General features: G+C 37.1%; 17 protein-coding genes and 1 other annotated feature. Of the genes, 5 read left to right on the forward strand and 12 right to left on the reverse strand.

All coding sequences use genetic code 11. The features are described from left to right. Positions 1-161: 161 nt before the first annotated feature. The 3 genes from ACFSUL_RS16655 to ACFSUL_RS16665 form a co-directional block, all read right to left on the reverse strand. On the reverse strand, positions 162-983 hold the full coding sequence (locus tag ACFSUL_RS16655) for a carbohydrate ABC transporter permease (RefSeq protein WP_071412444.1): 822 nt from the start codon (positions 981-983) through the stop codon (positions 162-164). Between the two features lie 15 nt (positions 984-998). Then, entirely contained in the window at positions 999-1,877 is an 879-nt protein-coding gene (locus ACFSUL_RS16660; RefSeq protein WP_377937050.1) for a carbohydrate ABC transporter permease, read from the reverse strand. Between the two features lie 97 nt (positions 1,878-1,974). Beyond that, positions 1,975-3,273 (reverse strand): extracellular solute-binding protein, encoded by a 1,299-nt coding sequence (locus ACFSUL_RS16665; RefSeq protein ID WP_377937051.1) that lies wholly within the window; start codon positions 3,271-3,273, stop codon positions 1,975-1,977. 149 nt (positions 3,274-3,422) lie between these two features. On the opposite strand from ACFSUL_RS16665, the gene ACFSUL_RS16670 reads away from it, so the two are divergent. Beyond that, entirely contained in the window at positions 3,423-4,607 is a 1,185-nt protein-coding gene (locus tag ACFSUL_RS16670) for an ROK family transcriptional regulator (protein ID WP_377937052.1), read from the forward strand. A 79-nt stretch (positions 4,608-4,686) separates the two neighbouring features. Then, positions 4,687-6,297, forward strand: coding sequence for a glycoside hydrolase family 43 protein (locus ACFSUL_RS16675; RefSeq protein ID WP_377937053.1), 1,611 nt, complete (start codon positions 4,687-4,689; stop codon positions 6,295-6,297). A gap of 147 nt (positions 6,298-6,444) precedes the next feature. Here ACFSUL_RS16675 and ACFSUL_RS16680 read toward each other — a convergent pair whose 3' ends face one another. From ACFSUL_RS16680 to ACFSUL_RS16690, 3 genes are all read right to left on the reverse strand, one after another. Next, positions 6,445-7,836 carry a VWA domain-containing protein gene (locus tag ACFSUL_RS16680; protein WP_377937054.1) on the reverse strand — a complete coding sequence of 464 codons (1,392 nt, stop codon included), beginning with the start codon at positions 7,834-7,836 and terminating at the stop codon, positions 6,445-6,447. Positions 7,837-8,077: 241 nt separating this feature from the next. Then, the gene (locus ACFSUL_RS16685) at positions 8,078-9,103 is read right to left on the reverse strand and encodes a serine hydrolase domain-containing protein (protein ID WP_377937055.1); all 1,026 of its coding nucleotides are present in this window, start codon (positions 9,101-9,103) and stop codon (positions 8,078-8,080) included. Between the two features lie 149 nt (positions 9,104-9,252). After that, positions 9,253-10,503 (reverse strand): MFS transporter, encoded by a 1,251-nt coding sequence (locus ACFSUL_RS16690; RefSeq protein ID WP_377937056.1) that lies wholly within the window; start codon positions 10,501-10,503, stop codon positions 9,253-9,255. A gap of 88 nt (positions 10,504-10,591) precedes the next feature. Next, positions 10,592-10,848, reverse strand: a binding site (T-box leader). Positions 10,849-11,188: 340 nt separating this feature from the next. Between ACFSUL_RS16690 and ACFSUL_RS16695 the strand changes: the two genes are divergently transcribed. Next, complete coding sequence (locus ACFSUL_RS16695; RefSeq protein ID WP_377937057.1) at positions 11,189-11,572, forward strand: SLAP domain-containing protein; 384 nt, start codon at positions 11,189-11,191, stop codon at positions 11,570-11,572. 592 nt (positions 11,573-12,164) lie between these two features. Here the strand turns inward: ACFSUL_RS16695 and ACFSUL_RS16700 are convergent. From ACFSUL_RS16700 to kynU, 4 genes are read right to left on the reverse strand one after another with little or no spacing between them, the layout of a single operon-like run. Continuing rightward, positions 12,165-13,508: a sodium-dependent transporter gene (locus tag ACFSUL_RS16700; RefSeq protein ID WP_377937058.1), complete on the reverse strand. Its 1,344-nt coding sequence runs from the start codon at positions 13,506-13,508 to the stop codon at positions 12,165-12,167. Positions 13,509-13,529: 21 nt separating this feature from the next. After that, complete coding sequence (gene kynA / locus ACFSUL_RS16705) at positions 13,530-14,375, reverse strand: tryptophan 2,3-dioxygenase (protein WP_377937059.1); 846 nt, start codon at positions 14,373-14,375, stop codon at positions 13,530-13,532. Between the two features lie 21 nt (positions 14,376-14,396). Further along, positions 14,397-15,032: an arylformamidase gene (gene kynB / locus ACFSUL_RS16710; RefSeq protein ID WP_377937060.1), complete on the reverse strand. Its 636-nt coding sequence runs from the start codon at positions 15,030-15,032 to the stop codon at positions 14,397-14,399. Positions 15,033-15,035: 3 nt separating this feature from the next. After that, positions 15,036-16,322 (reverse strand): kynureninase, encoded by a 1,287-nt coding sequence (gene kynU / locus ACFSUL_RS16715; RefSeq protein WP_377937061.1) that lies wholly within the window; start codon positions 16,320-16,322, stop codon positions 15,036-15,038. A gap of 165 nt (positions 16,323-16,487) precedes the next feature. Here kynU and ACFSUL_RS16720 point away from each other — a divergent pair, with 165 nt between their 5' ends. Continuing rightward, positions 16,488-17,105 (forward strand): TetR/AcrR family transcriptional regulator, encoded by a 618-nt coding sequence (locus ACFSUL_RS16720; protein WP_377937062.1) that lies wholly within the window; start codon positions 16,488-16,490, stop codon positions 17,103-17,105. A gap of 223 nt (positions 17,106-17,328) precedes the next feature. Beyond that, positions 17,329-17,673, forward strand: coding sequence for a phospholipase (locus ACFSUL_RS16725; RefSeq protein ID WP_377937063.1), 345 nt, complete (start codon positions 17,329-17,331; stop codon positions 17,671-17,673). A gap of 373 nt (positions 17,674-18,046) precedes the next feature. Here ACFSUL_RS16725 and ACFSUL_RS16730 read toward each other — a convergent pair whose 3' ends face one another. Next, a complete protein-coding gene (locus tag ACFSUL_RS16730) occupies positions 18,047-18,823 on the reverse strand; it encodes a sulfite exporter TauE/SafE family protein (protein WP_377937064.1) in 777 nt (258 codons plus the stop codon). Positions 18,824-18,873: 50 nt separating this feature from the next. Next, the gene (locus tag ACFSUL_RS16735) at positions 18,874-19,101 is read right to left on the reverse strand and encodes a sulfurtransferase TusA family protein (RefSeq protein WP_377937065.1); all 228 of its coding nucleotides are present in this window, start codon (positions 19,099-19,101) and stop codon (positions 18,874-18,876) included. Between the last annotated feature and the right edge of the window lie 74 nt (positions 19,102-19,175).

Here is a 19,175-nt window from a genome sequence, read left to right on the forward strand (position 1 = left end):
AGTGAAACTTCAATCAGCGGTTAGAGACTTTTCCATCCTCCATCTATGTTTCTCTGATTTCTCCATCTTTGAGATGGGGTTTTACTGTCTATTAATGCAAAATAAAAAATCACTTTCTCTTTTATTCATTCTAAAAGAGAAAGTGATTTTTTATTGATAGATTATCCTTTAACAGCACTTGAAGAAATACCTTCGACAACCTTATTGCTAAAGAATAAAAAGGCAAGTAATATTGGCAATACACTAATGATTAGCGTCGCTCCAATCGCTCCCCAATCTGTCATATATTGTCCAATAAAGTTTTGGATCCCAACTGTAAGTGTTTTATATTCATCTGAACTAATAAATGTGTTTACAAAAACAAATTCATTCCAGTTATAAATCATGTTAATAATAACCGTTGTAGACATAATTGGTATTGTCATTGGTAGTATAATTTTGAAAAACATCCGATGAACCGAACAACCATCAATGATAGCTGCCTCCTCTATTTCACGAGGTAACGTATAATAGAAGCCAAGTAGAATCATCATCGTAATCGGTAAATTATAGGCCGTATATGTGATTACAATCGACCATGGATTATCAATTAAATTAACATTTAAAAACATACTGAAGAGCGGTATTATAGAAGAATGAATTGGAATCATTAACCCCACCATAAATAACCCTAATACTAATTTGCTAAGTTTCCATTTCATCCTTGTAATGGCAAAGGTAGCCATACTTGCTAATAGTACAGTTAGAATAATTGCTACACCTGTAATCCAAATACTGTTCCAGAAGTAAACACCAATTCCACCTTCCCAGACTTTTGCATAATTTTCCCACCGAAATTCAGATGGCAATGCAAATGGAGATTTCGAGAAGATTTCCTGATTATCTTTTAAAGAAAACATAAACAGCCAAATAATCGGGAAAACCTGAAACACAGCTACTATTGCTAAACAAAGGTAGAGGAAAAAATAACCTACACGCCCCATTGTACAAACCTCCCTTTAATATTGAATTTCTTCTTTAGTAGCAGTGGCCTTACGAACGATTACGGTCACGATTAAAGTAATGATTAATAACAGGAAGCCGATTGCACTACCATAACCAAAGTCATTACTTGAAAAGGCCAGTTTATACATATAGGACGCCATAACTTCACTAGCACCATTTGGCCCTCCACCAGTCATAACATAGATTAAGTCAAAGTATTTCAGTGAACCGACAACAGCTAGTACAATTGTTACTTTCACTACTCCCATAATCAAAGGCAACTTTATTTTATAGGCAATTTGAAGCGGAGTTGCTCCATCCATTTTCGCAGCCTCTACTAATGACTCAGGGATATTTTTCAACGCTGCATAATATATCAGAATATAAAAACCCGCGTATTGCCATAAAATAGGAATAAATATTGCGTATAATACAACAGAAGGTTCAGCCAACCATGCAGGGGGATTTTCAATTCCAATTGCCATCAGAATACTGTTTAACATTCCGTTTGTCGGATTAAAGACTTTAATCCACAGTTGGGCAATTGCTACAGAAGACAAAAGCATCGGAATTAAGTAGATTTTCCGTAATAGGTTAGCTCCTTTTATTTTTGATGCCAGTATAAGTGAGATTGCTAGATAAATAATTAAACTAAGTGTAGAAAACACAGCAAGTAGGAACGAATGACCTGCACTCTCCCAAAACTTTTCATCCTGGATTGCATTGATATAGTTTTCTAGTCCTATAAACTCCATAGCGCCAATACCATCCCAGTCCATTAAACCATAATACCCTGTCAGGATTAGTGGGATGAATATAAGAACACCAATTAATAGGAGTGCCGGAAGAACGTATAATGCTATAATCCATTTATTGGACATTACTTTATTCATGACATTCAACCCCCTATCTTAAAAATAGAAAAGGACAATCCACCATTAGGGTATGTCCTTTTCTTCAGTTACTTCCTTTCGTTACATCCAGATTCTACTATTCTTCTGAAAGTGCCTTTTCATGCTCTTTCGCAAAATCCTTCGGTGACACTTCTTTACCGAAGAGTGATTGAATCATATCCAAATGAACCTGTGCTACATCTGCACTCATTTGAACATCTGCAAATAAAGTAATGTTACTTGCATTGTTTAAATCTTCTAGAACATCAACATACATTTGAGGCAGATCCAAGGTTTTAGCATCCACTTTCGTAGCAGGGATAACACCAGCTTCTGTCACAGACTTTTCTCCCCATTGCTGTACGAAGAATGATGCAAATTCTTTTGCCTCTTCTTTTACATCTGAATTTTCCGCTACAAACAATCCAACACCAGGGCCACCAACAAAGCTGTTCATATCTCCCTTTCCATCTACTGTCGGGAAGTTAAAATAACCTACAGAGTCTCTGAACTCCTGAGGGACATCTTCATTTGTTGTGTAGTTTGGCAAATCCCATGTAGCAATTAAGTACATTGCAGCTTGCTCGTTCATAAACATGCTCTTCGCTTCTTCATCTGAAAGACCATTAAAACCTTTAACGAATGCATCCATATCTACTAAGTTTTGTACTTCTTCAGCTGCTGAAACTAGTGCTGGGTCTTCAAAGGAACCGGATCTATTAATGGCATTCGTTAATACATCTCCCCCACCGATTCTGTCAGCAAGATACATATACCATAGCGAACCAGTCCAACGATCTTTATTTCCTAGGGCAATTGGAGCTACTCCGTTATCACTTAGCGTTTTAACTACTTCTTGAAATTCTTTATATGTTTTAGGTGCTTCTAGATCATACTTTTCAAAAATTTCTTTATTGTAAAATACAGTCGCAATATTCAACTCAAGTGGCAAACCATACGTACTTCCATCAATAGCATAAGCTTCTGAAGTTCCAGATACGAAGCTGTCTTTTAAATCCCCTTCAAGTAAATCATCTAAAGGCGCAAACTTATCGCCATCAACATAAGGCTCTAAAAAACCTGCAGCCCAAGTCATTCCGACATCTGGTAATTCATTAGAAGTTGATAATACTTTTAATTTATCTTTGTATTGCTCATTGCTTAAAACTTCGAGATCAACTGTTACATCCGGATGTTGACTTTCAAAATCCTCAATGATATCGCTTACAATTTCATTATGCTGTTTAGAGCTCCCCTCAGGCCATAAATGCATAAACTCTATTGTTTTACCATCCCCGGACCCCGAAGCTTCCTCATCTGATCCTGAACAACCTGTTATTAATAACAGGGAGGAAAAAATGGCAAAAAAAGTTGTAATCGCTTTCTTTCTTTTCATACTAAAACCCCCAATGTTCTTTTTTTGAAATATTGCCACATTTTCAGATTACCACGTGAAACAATGTTTGTCTAGTGGATAAACTAAGTTTATAATATAATTATAAAATGGTACACTAAGGAAAATAAATGAGAGAGTTGAGGGTACATATGAAAATAAACCAAACATTTAATCAGCATGTTGTCAAAAAAGGCAATAAATCATTAGTTTTACAAACAATTAAAGAATTCACCCCTATTTCAAGGGCCGATATTGCCAATAAAACAGGTCTGAATAAGGGAACAGTATCTTCTCAAGTAAATGAATTGCTCAGAGAAAAATTAATTCTTGAATCTGGGCCTGGAGTTTCTAGTGGAGGAAGAAGACCAGTGATGTTGTTATTCAATCAATTAGCTGGTTATTCCATTGGTATTGACATAGGTGTTAATTATATTCTCGGGATATTGACCGATCTTCAAGGCAATATTTGCAATGAAAAACTTATTAAATTTAATGACCTAACCTATGAGGAAATAACAAAAGAATTATTTATTATTGTGGATACGTTAATCTCCTCCATGCCTCCAAGTCACTATGGATTAGTTGGCATAGGTATTGGTGTACCCGGAACGGTGAGTACAGACGGAGAAATACTTTTGGCTCCCAATTTAAATTGGAAAAATATTAATCTAAAAAAAGTAATGGAAGAAAAGTATAACGTACTCGTTCAAATTGAAAATGAAGCAAATGCAGGTGCTTACGGAGAAAAAAAATTCGGCGTAGGGAAAGACTCTAATAATATTATTTATGTAAGTGTTGGAATAGGGATAGGCGTTGGACTCATTTTAAATGGGCAGCTTTATAAAGGAAATAACGGGTTTTCTGGAGAATTTGGGCACATGACAATTGAACAAAATGGTGCTAAATGTCGATGTGGAAATCAAGGTTGTTGGGAGTTGTATGCTTCAGAAAAAGCATTAGTTAGCCGCGCGATTCGAAATGGAATTGAGACGGAACCTGGGCAGGAGCCTTCTCTTGAAAGTTTAAATAAACTTGCTGATAACGGGCATGAAGAGGTAATGAAAGTTTTTGAGGAAATTGGCGATTATTTAGGAACTGGCATTAATAACATTATAAATATCTTTAACCCTGAACAAGTCATTATCGGTAACCGTTTAGCTTCCTCTCATAAATGGTTGGAAGAACCACTTAGAAAAAGAAGGAATCGTACGCTCTGGACTCACCAAAAAGACTTAAGTATTGATTTTTCAAAGTTATCTACTCATTCAACCGCATTAGGAGTTGCTGCTTATGCTAGTGAAAACTTTTTAACGATTGATTTGCAAGAAATGTAAAGGGGGGATGTACTCATTTAGAAAATTTCATCTGTGATTTCGTACTGTTTTATATTTTTATAGGAGAGGTGTATTCACAATGACAACTATTCAAAACCCAATTTTAACAGGATTCAACCCAGATCCAAGCATTTGTCGAGCAGGAGAAGATTATTATATTGCCGTATCTACTTTTGAATGGTTTCCGGGTGTAGGAATCTATCACTCAAAGGATTTAAAAAATTGGCGATTAGTCTCAAGACCACTGAACCGTTTAAGTCAATTAAATATGATGGGAAACCCAGATTCGGGCGGTATTTGGGCACCTGCATTATCCTATAGTGACGGTCAGTTTTGGCTGATTTATACCGATGTAAAAGTAGTAAATGGGCAATGGAAGGACAGTCATAATTATCTTGTTACTTGTGACACTATTGATGGTGAATGGTCTGAACCAATCCATTTAAATAGTTCAGGTTTCGATCCCTCTTTATTCCATGATGACAACGGGAAAAAATATCTTGTAAACATGCTTTGGGATCACCGTGTCGGTAACCACAATTTTTATGGGATAATACTCCAAGAATACAGTGTCAATGAGAAAAAACTTATTGGAAAAAAAGAAATTATTTTTAAAGGAACAGATATTAAGTTAACTGAAGCACCTCATCTATATAAGATGAATGGCTATTACTACCTTTTAACAGCTGAAGGAGGAACTAAATACGATCACCAGGCTACTATAGCCCGCTCAAAGGATCTCTGGGGACCATATGAAGTGCATCCTGAAAATCCATTGATTACTTCATTTCCTTACCCAAGAAACCCACTCCAAAAAGCTGGACATGCTTCTATCGTTCAGACTCATACCGATGAGTGGTTTTTAGTACATTTAACAGGAAGGCCATTACCGCAAGAAGATCAACCATTGCTAGACCCACGTGGTTACTGCCCATTAGGAAGGGAAACTGCAATCCAGCGCTTGGAATGGAAAAATGATTGGCCTTATGTTGTTGGTGGTAACCAACCATCATTAGAAATTCAAGGACCTAATATAGAAGAAGTAAAATGGGAAAAGGATTTTGATGAGAAAGATGATTTTAACAGCGATGTATTAAACCACCATTTCCAGTCGTTACGTATTCCATTGGGTGAAGAGATCATATCATTAAAAGATAATCTTGGGCACTTACGGCTTTATGGAAAAGAATCATTAACATCCAAATTCACTCAATCTTTTGTAGCGAGACGTTGGCAGCATTTTAATTTTATTGCTGAGACAAAGGTTTCCTTTAATCCAGAATCATTCCAACAAGCGGCCGGACTAGTAAACTATTATAATACACAAAACTGGACAGCATTACAGATTACATGGAATGAAGAAAAAGGAAGAATTCTTGAATTAACAACTTGTGACAACTTCACCTTCGACCAACCGCTTAAAGACAACCAAATTATCATCCCAAAAGATGTGGAATATGTCCATCTACGCGTTAATGTAAACACAACTATCTACAAGTATTCCTACTCTTTCGATGGGGAGAACTGGACAGAAATTCCTATTAAACTTTATTCCTATAAACTTTCAGATGATTATATTCATGGCGGTGGATTCTTTACAGGTGCATTCGTAGGAATGCAGTGTCAGGATACTTCTGGTCAGAATCTACATGCTGACTTTGATTATTTTATTTATAAGGAAGAGAGTTAAAGTTATATGCACAAAAACACATGAAACTTTTATTGAAGGAGTTTCATGTGTTTTCGTTGTTTTTATTCTAATACAACTTCAGTGAATCTCTTGCAGATTTGATCATTCCTATTACTAAATCAAACCAACTTTCATTATTACGACGTCTCATCTACCATATTTATCTTTCATTTCATCGCCTTTTTCTTTAATCGCGTCTTTTAGGTTGTCTCCACCTTCATCAACTGTCTCAATTAACGCATTGTATTCCTCTTTCAACTTTGCTAGTATATCTTGACGCTGTTCAATCATACTTCTGACTTCACTTTTTACTTCATCACTGATTTGTTCATTGTTATTCAAATACGTTACCGCTTCTTTTAGGCGACTCTCCTCGTCATACGTTAAATTCATGAAATCTGTCCGTTTTCCATATAGTTCATTCTTTTTATCTGTCTGTTCCCGGGACACATCATTAAAATTCCGTGCTCGCCACGAACTCCATTCATTATAGAGTCGGACGCGTTCCTTTTCCCACACCCTTTTAAAATCATCTGCTGAATTGACTGTCTCGAAATTGCCTCCGCCAGCTTTAGCCACTTCCAGCAATTGTTTTTGCCCCTCACTATTCACGTCAAAACCGATAATATTTACAACCGCTTTTATGTTAGAATCATGCAGTTTTTTTGCCTCTTGCACGGGATCACCATCGCAGGTTTCTACTCCGTCACTTACTATATAAATGATATTTTGGCTGTTACTATCCATGTTTTCAAAGTCCTTTTTCGTTTCAGCAATCGATTTCGCAATTGGCGTCCAACCAGTTGGCTGGAACTGATTTAAAGACTCCTCAAACTCTGCTTTCTTGTAAGGTTTCAAATCATACACCATTTCTGTACTTTTGCAGGAAAGTTCCTTGTCACTGTCTGCATTACTGCCTTCGTGTCCATACACCCGTAAGGAGATATTGGCTTCTTCTGGCATCGAAGCGACAAATTGATTAATGGCTTCTTTGGCCTGCTCCATTTTTGATTTGCTCCCGACCTTTTGAGCCATACTCCCACTGGAATCCAGCAAAATGGCAATATTTGCTGTGCCACTAACTTGCTGACCATCATCTAGTGTCATTCCACCTGGTGTTTCAGAAAGAACTGTTTCTATTTCGGGATTGAAATTTTTGGTAAAATCATAGTATTCCTTGAATTGATCCGCTTCACTCATCAAGCTCAACAGATGTGAATAAACTTGAAAACTGTCCTTGTCTTGAAAGCTATTTTCATCCAATGCCCGATGGACAACTGCTTTGTTATACGCAGTGCCTGCATATTCCCCTGCTCCCTGTTCGATGATTTCCTCTATGCTTGTCGCAACTTCAAATGCATTTTCTGAGTCTTGTTTTTCTGATTCACCTTGATCTTCTATCTTTGTTTCCTCCGTTTTTTCAGGTTCTTTACTACCTGATTTTTCAGCCTCAGATGACGGTTTACCTCCAGAACCACAGGCAGTTAGCACGATACATAAAATCAATGTTAAAAACACGAAATATACATACTTCCTCATTACAAACCCTCCAAAAAATGTGCTTACTGATTTTCCTCATGAATAACAATATATTTCTGGCAAATAATTGGTCTTCTTTTTCATATGATTTCTAACCAGAAATGATTCGTAAAAATTTAAAAAACGCCATCCTATAGGAAAGCGTCCAAGATAAAAACTTTTACTGCTGTTCTTTTAAAAATTCCGTTACTACTTGTTTGAAATGATTTACTAGTTTTAATGGCTTATAAAAAACACCGAGCTAACTAGTAAAATACTCTTCCATCGCTTTCATCACTTTACTCGGACCCGAATCTTTATTGGATGGAATAGCAATTTTTATACCAGAATCAGGATAATAAGCAGAATGAAAACTTACTCCCGGGTCATAGCCCATTACATGATACTTCACTATCGAGTCGTCATCCCGCTTGTTAATCCAGAGTCCGTATCCATAGGCGACTCCCTCTTTCACGTGGATGTGAGGAGTCGAAAGTAATTCTGTATACTTTTCACTCAAAAGTTGGCTATCGAACAACGCTTCCCACAATCTACCCATGTCTGGTGCCGTAATATAAGCTCCTCCATCTGCCCCTCCTTTGACAGGAATGGAATACATATTCGTTCTCCATGTTCCATCTTCATTGTTAATATAGCCATAAGCAGTATTTTGAGGTAATTGATCCAATGAGAAATAGCCTGAATCATTCATTCCACAGCGCTTAAAAATATTAGCTTCAACATAATCGGTAAAAGAAAGACCCGATAGCTTCTCCACTACCAACCCTAGAACAATGAAAGCCGCATTATTATAATGAAATTTCTCGCCTGGTTCGAACATCATTTTCCTATTTTGGAACAATGGCAGAAAATCGTGGGAATTTCTTAACAGATACATTGGTGTTTGCTTCCAAAGATCTTCAAAATCATCCATTTCCTCTTCATCAAAATAGTCTGGAATTCCAGAACTGTGGGTTAAAAGGTGATGAATGGTTACCTTTTCATTAAAATGTGGAAATGCCACATCCAAACAATCTTTCAGTTTAGTAGAAAAAGAGAGTAGACCTTTTTCTACCAACTGACAAATTGCAATTGCTGTGAACAACTTACAGCCAGAAGCAATTCCAAAGCGTGTATGCACAGTATTCAATTGTTTTTCTGCACGATTAGCAAAACCAAATGCCGATTCAAATAAAACTTCAGTGTCATCCTTCACGAAAACAGCGCCAGAAAAATCATTGCTGCTAATGACGGTTTCAATTGATTTCTTTAATTCTTTCTCACTCAAATTTCTCACCCATTCTAAAATAAAATCTACTAATCACATGATTCATCTTTTTAACTTCGATAGCCCTTCTGCTATTTCCTTCTACTATTTTAAAGTATGACCAACGTTCCTAAATCTTTATCGAATCATAAGTGAAACAATATGAGCTATCACATCCCTTCCGTATCCACTGGTGATACAGTATAAAACTTCGCCTTTGATGGCTGTATGTTAAAAATAAATAGTATGATGGATAATAAAAGCATGATTAATGCTCCTGATATAACAACGAATTGAATTGATAGTAGTTCTGCCATAATTCCACAGACAGACATGATGATAATAATAAAAAAGGCTTCTAACAAACCGTACACACTTCCAATCCTCCCCATAACATCGACAGGTATGTTGTTTTGATAAAATGTATAGAATCCCGTATTGGCAAACGCCAACGAAAAAGAGAGAATAAAACATCCTATAGCTGCCATTAAGAAGCCGTTTGAGAAGGAAAAGGTGATATAACCGAGCGATAAAATGATAGATCCGATACCTATGAGCCACGAAATAGCTAACTTTTTAACGAATAGTGTGTTTACTATGGAACCAATCAAAATCCCTGCTCCTGCAATACTTACTAGGAACCCATAGTCTCTATCTGAGAGATAAAGCACTTCCTTGGCGAATGCTGCCTCAAGTGAGTCCACCCCCCAAGTCATCACGGTTACTGCACTAAATAAAAAATAAATGAACATAATATAGACGGACTGGCGACTAAAATCTAAGACTAATTTCCAGTCTTTTCTCATTAGATTAAAAGATAACTTTTCTTGTGCTGCTTTTGTAAATCCCTCCTTTTCAACATCGGGCATAATAGAAATAAGTAGCCCTGATAAGAATAAAGCAATGGCATTGATGTAAATCGCATAAGTTGGTGTCCCAATCATGAACAGCAGACCTGCTATGGCTGGTCCAATAAGAAAAGCTCCCGAATCAATCAAACTGCGAAGGGAATTAAATTTTTTTCTTTGGTCTTTAGGAATCAACTTTGTCATATACGTCATCGATGTTGGGGCAAACATGGAACTAGCCATATTAATGACGAACACAAAACAGTAGACGCCCCAAAGAGAAGAAAGTAATGGCAGAAAAGCAATAAAAATTACTTGGAATATATTTAATCCGACCATTAAGTGCTTTTTATTTAATCGATCTATCAAGCTTCCTGACCATCCATTAGTGAATAACGTCGCTAATGGTTTGAGAATATAAAGACCTGTAACAGCAAGAGGCGAGCCTGTCATATCAAGTACAATTAAATTCAATGCAATATGATAAACCCAAGCACCAACATTGGAAACGCCGATGCCAAATAATAAGATAAAATGATACTTCCAAGATTCCATTACTTTTTTTATACTCATTCCACAATTCCTCCCGATAGAAATTAAATCTTAATTACGTTCATCAAGTATTTTTCCAATAAAAAAATCTCACCCCCAAGACCTAAGCCTTGGGGGCGAGATTATATATCGCGGTGCCACCCCAGTTTATTAATATGTTGCCATATTAATCTTATCAGGTACGACAAATAAAGAAATTTGTTTATACCTTAGCCCTATAACGGGAGCTCCCGCCATACCATCCCCTAAAAGGTTCCGATATGATGCTCAGAGGCTTGATTCGATAAATAATTCTTGCTCCTTCTCAGCTAACGGAGCTCTCTTTAAAGAATTGATTTTATCTACTCTTCTCATCATTGCAGGTGAATTTTATTTATAGTATCATGCATGAACGAAAAAAGTAAATATGATTTTATACTATTCTGAAATTAAATTGTACATGGTCTTGATTGTGGAACAAACGCCCCATTTTTAAAAACTTTGATTAACATGGCCAATATGAATTGAGTTTCAATGAATAGCACAACCAATAGTAATGAAATCGATTTTATATCTCTAGGCGCCATAATTGAAAGGCTTCTTCATGTTTATGAAACTCCTGATTATTAACCAAAGCAATACCTATATAGTTGGACCACCACCAACACTGCTTTTTTACGGACACTATGCTAAACTATGATTAATTTATAAAATGAGGTGTTACTAGATGCAAAAACTTCGGTTTGAATCTTCCTGGGATAAAACACTGTCTGCTAAAGACCGCGAACGAATTAAGCAAGTTTTTCTTGAAACAAGCACAACAACAAATACAAGCAGTCATTTTCTTGCACCATTGTGGCAAGCGATTAACCATAAGGGAGACTTATTAATGACCGTGTTAGTACATAATTTTGATAATCAAGCTCTCTCATTTCATAACAAAAAACTGCGTTATATAGAGAACAACAAAGTGATGGCAGAGCATATATTCACCCTCCCCTCACTAACAATTGAATACGAAACTAGTATGCCATGGACATTTATTTTCCCTGCTAAAAAATGGAATAGCCACACAGTATTAGAAAATGGCCACTTAGAAGTAGTCAACTAACATAACAGACTTACAGGTTGTTCACTAGCTCCTATCTTTCCACTAGGCTGTTTGTATGAAAAAAAGTATTTTTAAGCATCATAAAATCGTTTAGGATAACCAAAATGAATCGATCCTATACCACTTTGGCATTAAATTTACTTTTTTATAGTAGATGGTGGCGGCTTGGTTTCAGCCGCCATGGGAGTTTTTCGTAAAGGTTGTTGTTTTTTTACAGAAAACTAAGTTTGACCCACTGAATTGATTCTCGCTGCGGGAACTTGACTCCTGCGGGAAGAGAGGGAAGGGAGAGACCCCACAGGCGAAGCCGATGTCTGGCTCCAGCAGCTAGCTCGCTATGAAAAAGATGAAATACCCTAAAGGCAAAAAGCGCCTTTTGGGTATTTCCCTATTTTCTTCGCGAGCTGGGCAAGCCGATTCCGCTTTTCCTGGAGGCTCTCATTCCTCCCCGAGGAGTCTTGTGCCCGTAGCAGAAATCAACGGGCTGAATGTATAAGTAAAAACAACAATCTATGAAAAAAGAGGCAACTTCCTCAAATTTAGGTTAGTTGCCTCTTTCACTAGTTTCTTTTATAAACTTTGTAGCTTTAATTTAAATAATCCCAACTGTCCCAAGAAAAACAACAACGATTGTAATTGGTACGACCCATTTCATAAGAAACTTCCAGGTTGAGAACAAGATAGGTGATGAAGTGTTACTTAATGTGAATTCCTGCTCTACTAGTTGTTTATTCATTTTGTTCGAGATAAATAGAGCAATAAGGAGACAGCCTAGTGGTAACAGGATATTACTAACTAGGAAGTCCGTCGCATCGAACACGGTCTTTCCGAAAATTTGAAAGTCCTTTAAAAGACTAAAGGATAATACAGCTGGAATCCCAGCAAAAAACACAACAATACCGGAAATCCACGAAGCTTTTTTCCTCGAATGTTTTCCACTTTCCGTGAAGGCAGATACAATAATTTCTAATAAACTAAACGAAGAAGTCAATGTCGCAAATAAAAATAGGATTAAAAATATTGCTAAAAAGAACTCCCCTAATGGAATTTGTGAAAATACGGCAGGCAGTACCATGAACAATAAACCTGGTCCTTCTGCTGGTTCAAAACCAAAAGCAAATACAACTGGAAAAATGGCAAGTCCTGCAAGGATCGAGACAAAAATGTTCATTAAAACAACCGATCCCGCTGAAGATGGGATGCTCACCTTTTTCTCCAAATAAGAACTATAAGTTACCATACAAGAGAAACCAACGGCAAGAGCAAAAAATGATTGCCCAAGTGCATATAGGACAGACTCCCCTGTTATTTTAGAAAAGTCCGGGTTTAAAAAATACGAAATTCCCTCCATCGCACCATCTAACGTTACTGACCGCAAAACAAGAACGATAAAGAAAATAAACAAAAGCGGCATCATATATTTGCTTGCTTTTTCAATTCCATTTTTAATTCCAAATGAGATAACAATGATATTAATAAGTAAGAATGCAGCTAATCCAAGAAGTGTCACAGTTGGTGTCGCTGTCACGCTACCAAATAACTCGGGGTAGTTCGCATTAGGCTGAATCACTTTTCCACCAACTGCCATTAGACTGTAAATTAATACCCACCCTCCAACAACTGCGTAAAAAGATAACAACAAGAAGCAACCGATAACTCCCAATGGACCTGTAATTGTCCACAAACTATTCGGTGCTAATTTTTTATAAGCGGTAACAGCCTCTTTCTGTGCACCTCGTCCAATAATAAACTCGGAAATTAGCATTGGAAGACCGATAAGAATTGTGAAGGCAATAAACATTAATAAAAAAGCCCCTCCACCGCTCATCCCTGTGACATAAGGAAATTTCCAAATAGCTCCAAGACCAATCGCTGCACCAGCTGAAGACATAATAAAACCAAACTTAGACGACCACTGCTCTCTATTTTTACTCATAGGTTTCCCCCTTTTACTAGATTACAACTCTGTTCTGATAGCCCATAACTCTGGGAAGAATTGCTGATCTAGCACCCTTTTTAAATAGTCTACTCCAGAGGATCCGCCCGTTCCCATTTTAAAACCGATGATTCTTTCGACTGTTTTCATATGACGGAAGCGCCACTGCTGAAGCCAATCTTCAATATCGACAAGTTTTTCTGCTAGCTCATACAACTCCCAATATTTATCTGTGTTTTGATAAACGGTCATCCACGCTTCGCGGACAGAGTCATTCTCCTTATAAGACATTGTAACATCTCTGTTTAATACTTCTCCATCAATAGGAAGCCCTGCCCGATGTAATGCATGAATAGCTACATCATACAACCCTGGCGCTTCGTATGCATCTTTTAACTTACTATGTAATTCAGGATCTTTTTGATAGATTTTTAACACATGTTCCGTTTTATACCCAAGTGCGAATTCGACCATTCGATATTGATAGGACTGGAAACCAGATGCCTGACCTAATGAGTCACGAAATTCCATGTACTCTGACGGAGTCATTGTTGCGAGAACATCCCACGCCTGGATGATTTGCGTTTGTATTTTTGAAACTCTTGCTAACCGCTTCTGCGCAGTAGACAAATCATCTTTTTCAATCGATTGAATAGCACCAGTCATTTCATGAAGAATGAGTTTCATCCATAATTCGCTCACTTGATGGATGACAATAAACAACATCTCATCATGATGACCTGACAGCCTATTTTGGGCCGATAAAATTTTATCGAGTTGTAAATACTCTCCATACGTCATGTTGTTTGTAAAATCTGTGTGAATATTTTTCTCTGAGCTAGTTGCGTTCATGTCCTGTTTCACCATAAAAATTCTCCTCCAAGTTCTTTACTTATCTATTGGTTTGATAACTGCCCGAACCGGGCTCCCATCCGCCTCTTTTAACGGAAGTGGCAGTGCAATCAATTCGTAATCTCCCTCTTTCACCTTATCTAGCATGATGTTTTCTAAAATATTTATTCCATGCTTATACAAAGCGTGATGGGTATCCATTTCTTTACTATCTAGTGGATCTACAGAAGGAATATCGACCCCTATCAATTGTATCCCCTTCTGTTGAAGAAAGGCTGCTACATCCGCGGAAAGAGCAGGAATTTGTTCTGGAAACCTCTTTGGATTGTTTGGGACGGATGTTTTTAGAAGTAACCGTGTGACACCATCTAAATCAAAAGTCTGTAAAACGGTGGAGTCAATATTTCTATAGTCTGACACATCAATCACTCGAGCAGGTCCAATATATAAGTTGATATCAAGATCGACTATTTTTTCTCCATCATTTTTAAAATGGAACGGAGCATCCACGTGAGTTCCCGTGTGTAAGCTCGTCGTTATTTTACCGATATTGACAGAACCAGTTTGTTCTTTCGTAAACGTTGTTTCATAAGAATACGGTGTATCACCAGGCCAGTGTGCAATATCACTACTTAATGGCTGTGAAATATCAATCCATTTATTCGTCGTCATCGTTTATGCCACTACTCCCCGTTTGTTTTCAAATTTCTTATATTTTTTCTCTTCCATTATATCCTTTAGTATTTGAACCATCTTCCAAACATCTTCAAACGTGTTATAAAGTGCCACTGGAGCAAGACGAATCCCGTTTGGTGAACGGAAATCAGGAATTACCCCTTCTGCTTTCAATGCCTTACAAACCCGAGCAGCTTCTGGATGCTCTAAATAAATATGACCGCCTCTTCTCTTCTCTTCCATCGGATTTCGTGTTTTAAATCCATGACCGGCTAACTCATGCTTTAACAATTCCATTAAATAGTTTGTAAGTTTCAATGATTTCGCTCGAATTTTCTCAATACCAACTTCATTAAACATCGAAATTGCTCCAATGATAGGAGCCATACTAAAAATATTGGGTGTCCCAATCTGATAAGCTCCCACATCTTCTGCTGCTGTTAAGTCATGTTCCATATCAAACTGCTTATCCTTACGTGAGCTAAACCACCCTGCAATGCCAGGTGTCGTTCCAAAATGTCGTTTGTTTACATACAAACCACCAGTTCCGCCTGGGCCTCCATTTAAATGTTTGTAGTTACACCAGAAGGCAAAATCAACATCCCATGCACTTAATTCATGAGGAATCGATCCAATCGAATGGCAAAGGTCAAACCCGATAAGAATATTCCGTTTATGCGCTTCTTTCGTCAACATTTCCATATCTAGCACTTGCCCGCTTCGATATAAAACACTAGGTAAAACAATTAATGCAATATCGTCTGTCATCGCTTCCACAATATCTTCTTCTTTTAACGTATGCCCATCATTACTTTTCACTTGAACAAGATGCGTTGATGGATCATAGCCTTTTAACTGCAGTTGACTTTTCAAAGCATAAATATCACTTGGAAAATTTAATTCGTCTGCTAAAATTTTTGTCCTCTTTCCGTCTGGTTTGTAAAAGGTAGCAACTAATTGATGGAGATTAACCGTTGTGGAACCGCTTACAATAACCTCATTAGCATCCGCTCCTACTAATGGTGCCATCTGATTACCTAATGATTCAGATAGATAATACCAAGGGTTATCCCCTTCCGTCCATCCGTCAATGCCGTACTCCTTCCATGAATCTAGTAAATCTAGTAGTGATTTTTCCGCTCGTTTCGAAAGAAGGCCAAGTGAATTTCCATCAAAATAAATCCCACCTTCTTTTATGTAAAACTCTTCTCGATAGGAAGCTAGACTATCCTGTTTATCTAATTGTTGAGCATATTCAAGTGTATAGCTATCTTGCGTTTCACTCATACTTATCAACCTTTCAGAATATTTTTATTTATTTTTGTATATTATATATTACTAACTGACATAACGTCAATGACATAATGTCAATAATATGTTGTCAGAATACTCTCTACCTTGTACACTAGATTTATCTACTAAGATTGTTGTCTTTTGGAAAGGAATGAAAACATGACAAATTCACCAAACGAGTTATCTCCTAGAAAACAACAAGCGATGCAAACAAGAAAAAATATTTTAACTGCTGGAAGAGAAACGTTTTTAGAAAATGGCTTTCAAAAAGCGACAATCGCTCAAATTATAAAAAAAGCGAACACCGGTTACGGAACAGCTTATGTTTATTTTAAAAATAAAGATGAAATATTTATCACCCTAATGGAAGACTTGATGAATCAGTTTTATGAAGTGGCAGAGTTGTCTTTTACGCCCAATACAAAAGAAGAAGCTTATACACTCATAAAAAAACAGGTACGACTTTTTCTTACACTGGCAGTAGATCAACGTAATTTGATGAAAGTGGTAAAAGAGGCGATTGGGGTTTCCCCTGAAGTCGACCAAAAATGGTACAAGATAAGGGAGCGCTTTATCGAGCGGATTGCAATTGATATTCGATATGCACAAGAAAATGCACTTGCAAAGAAACACTTGGATGCTTCCCTCATCGCAAGAGGCTGGTATTACGCAAATGAAATGTTTATGTGGGAATTGGTGAACAATGAAAGCAAATATTCCATTGATGACATCATTCTGAGCTTAACGGAGAATTATACTAGTGGGCTGTATAAATAAAATAGAAAAAATTGGGGTTTATCAAGGTAATCCTATTCCTGTAATGTTTTCTTCTCATTCTGTTCCATATATGTGGTAGTTATAACATAATTGCAACTAATGTTTTCGTTGTAAGATTACGAGAACTAAAAAGTGTCTCCTTCGTGGGTAAGGGCTTATACATCCCCATAAACGATTGAATATTCTATATTACTACTATTTCAATCAAAAGGAGATTGTTATATTGACACAAAGAAAAGATAGAGGTTTTCGTATTTGTCTGCCCCGAGGCTATAAATGGTGTGGACCTGGCTGTAGCGGACCTGGTGCCCCAATTAACGATGTAGATGCTTGTTGTAAAGCACATGACGATTGCTATCGTAAATTTGGTCGATCATGTAGATGTGATCACGAATTTATGGATTGTCTCCGTCCAAAAATAAGCTCTTGTAGTAAAGAAGGTAGAGATGCCGCTTTACTCTATAAGTACATGAGAATCCGACAATTATTTACTTGTTGCTTTTGTAAAGACTGTAAAGCAAAAAATGCTCCATCATCCCCAGCCAGCGACAAAAGACGTTGGATATAACGGAGTTCTGTATAGAAATAACTTCTGACTTTCTTTTTTTACTAATAGTAGACAAGTTAACAAAAGCTATCACTTGTATTGCAAAGGGGGCTTTTTACAAGCCCCCCTCACCAAGCCGTAACCTTTCTACTAAAGCATGCGTGCGGCTTATCAACAAATAATTTAATTGGATAGAGTAGATTGCATGGAAACACCCAACTTCTTACTAAAAGAATAATTATCTAACGTCATTAGAACTTCCCAAGAATTAGAACAACGAGGGAATCTCCCTGTTCAAGTTCTTTTTGTATCTAGCTTTTATATCCAACTGTTACGCTTCTATTTCATATTCCGTTCTATTTCGTTCGACTACCGTTGCTCTATTTTACCTTCTTTACAAGATATCCATCCAAACCTTTACTGCCGTTGCCAATATTAATAACGCTAAAATGACTTGTAACACTTTTGTGTTTACTTTTTTCCCAGCACTAGCTCCGAGTGGTGAAGCAATTAAACTGGCAACCACAATTATTAACGCAGGGATGTAACTCACTTGTCCTGTAGAGAGTTTTCCAATCGTTACCCCGACAGATGAAATAAGTGTAATGGCTAAAGAAGAAGCGATTGTCATTCTTGTAGGTATCTTTAAAACGCTAAGCATTATCGGTACTAATAAAAATGCTCCTCCTGCACCAACGATACCTGCACCAACTCCAACAATGAATGCAAAAAGTGCAGCAAGCCATTTATTAAACTTCACCTGATCCAAAGGAATATCATCAATGCCCTTTTTAGGTACAAACATCATCACCACGGCCATCAATGCTAAAATGCCATATACTACATTTACACTACTTTCTGACATATTTGTTGAACCATATCCCCCGATAAAACTTCCAATTAAAATACTAATACCCATGTAACTAATTAACGTCTTATTTAAGAATTTCCCTTTTCTATATGCCCAAACGCCACCAATGGTCGCAAAAAATACTTGAACTGCCGTAATACCTGAAACTTCATGTGCACTAAACTCGGCAACACCAAAAGCAGCCGGAATATACAGCAACATTGGAAAATTAATAATTGCTCCACCTATACCCAGCATTCCTGAAATAAAGGAACCTATAAAACCAATTAAGAAGATAACAATAATAAACCCAATATCCATTTTTCCCCTCCTCGTAGAAAAGGGAACCTATCTGGGTTCCCTTTTTTGTATTAACCTTTTTTAATCCAAAACTTTAATACATCACTGTCTTCTTCATGTTTTACTAACTCATGGCCACCAGATTGTGCCCATGCAGATAAATCATTTTTTGCCCCTTTATCTGTTGCGTGTATTTCTACTATTTGACCTGACTCTAGTTCATTGATCGCTTTTTTTGTTTTCACAATTGGCATCGGACATGCCAATCCTTTTGCATCTAGTACCTTTGTTATTTCCACTTTTAACGTCCTCCAGTTTTTTAAAATCTATTATATAAACTAACTACTAATTCTTTTTACATAACGGGGAAACT

It is taken from the genome of Bacillus seohaeanensis (assembly GCF_042684945.1).
GTDB classification, from domain to species: domain Bacteria; phylum Bacillota; class Bacilli; order Bacillales; family Bacillaceae_B; genus Rossellomorea; species Rossellomorea seohaeanensis.

What these genes read in the sequence shown, in the direction of transcription:
- ACFSUL_RS16720 (WP_377937062.1), top strand. Translation starts at nt 16,488, where the DNA reads ATGACAAATTCACCAAACGAGTTATCTCCTAGAAAACAACAAGCGATG.
- ACFSUL_RS16700 (WP_377937058.1), bottom strand. Translation starts at nt 13,508, where the DNA reads ATGAGTAAAAATAGAGAGCAGTGGTCGTCTAAGTTTGGTTTTATTATG.
- ACFSUL_RS16730 (WP_377937064.1), bottom strand. Translation starts at nt 18,823, where the DNA reads ATGGATATTGGGTTTATTATTGTTATCTTCTTAATTGGTTTTATAGGT.
- kynA (WP_377937059.1), bottom strand. Translation starts at nt 14,375, where the DNA reads ATGGTGAAACAGGACATGAACGCAACTAGCTCAGAGAAAAATATTCAC.
- kynU (WP_377937061.1), bottom strand. Translation starts at nt 16,322, where the DNA reads ATGAGTGAAACGCAAGATAGCTATACACTTGAATATGCTCAACAATTA.
- ACFSUL_RS16660 (WP_377937050.1), bottom strand. Translation starts at nt 1,877, where the DNA reads ATGAATAAAGTAATGTCCAATAAATGGATTATAGCATTATACGTTCTT.
- ACFSUL_RS16665 (WP_377937051.1), bottom strand. Translation starts at nt 3,273, where the DNA reads ATGAAAAGAAAGAAAGCGATTACAACTTTTTTTGCCATTTTTTCCTCC.
- ACFSUL_RS16695 (WP_377937057.1), top strand. Translation starts at nt 11,189, where the DNA reads ATGCAAAAACTTCGGTTTGAATCTTCCTGGGATAAAACACTGTCTGCT.
- ACFSUL_RS16655 (WP_071412444.1), bottom strand. Translation starts at nt 983, where the DNA reads ATGGGGCGTGTAGGTTATTTTTTCCTCTACCTTTGTTTAGCAATAGTA.
- ACFSUL_RS16680 (WP_377937054.1), bottom strand. Translation starts at nt 7,836, where the DNA reads ATGAGGAAGTATGTATATTTCGTGTTTTTAACATTGATTTTATGTATC.
- ACFSUL_RS16690 (WP_377937056.1), bottom strand. Translation starts at nt 10,503, where the DNA reads ATGAGTATAAAAAAAGTAATGGAATCTTGGAAGTATCATTTTATCTTA.
- ACFSUL_RS16670 (WP_377937052.1), top strand. Translation starts at nt 3,423, where the DNA reads ATGAAAATAAACCAAACATTTAATCAGCATGTTGTCAAAAAAGGCAAT.
- ACFSUL_RS16675 (WP_377937053.1), top strand. Translation starts at nt 4,687, where the DNA reads ATGACAACTATTCAAAACCCAATTTTAACAGGATTCAACCCAGATCCA.
- kynB (WP_377937060.1), bottom strand. Translation starts at nt 15,032, where the DNA reads ATGACGACGAATAAATGGATTGATATTTCACAGCCATTAAGTAGTGAT.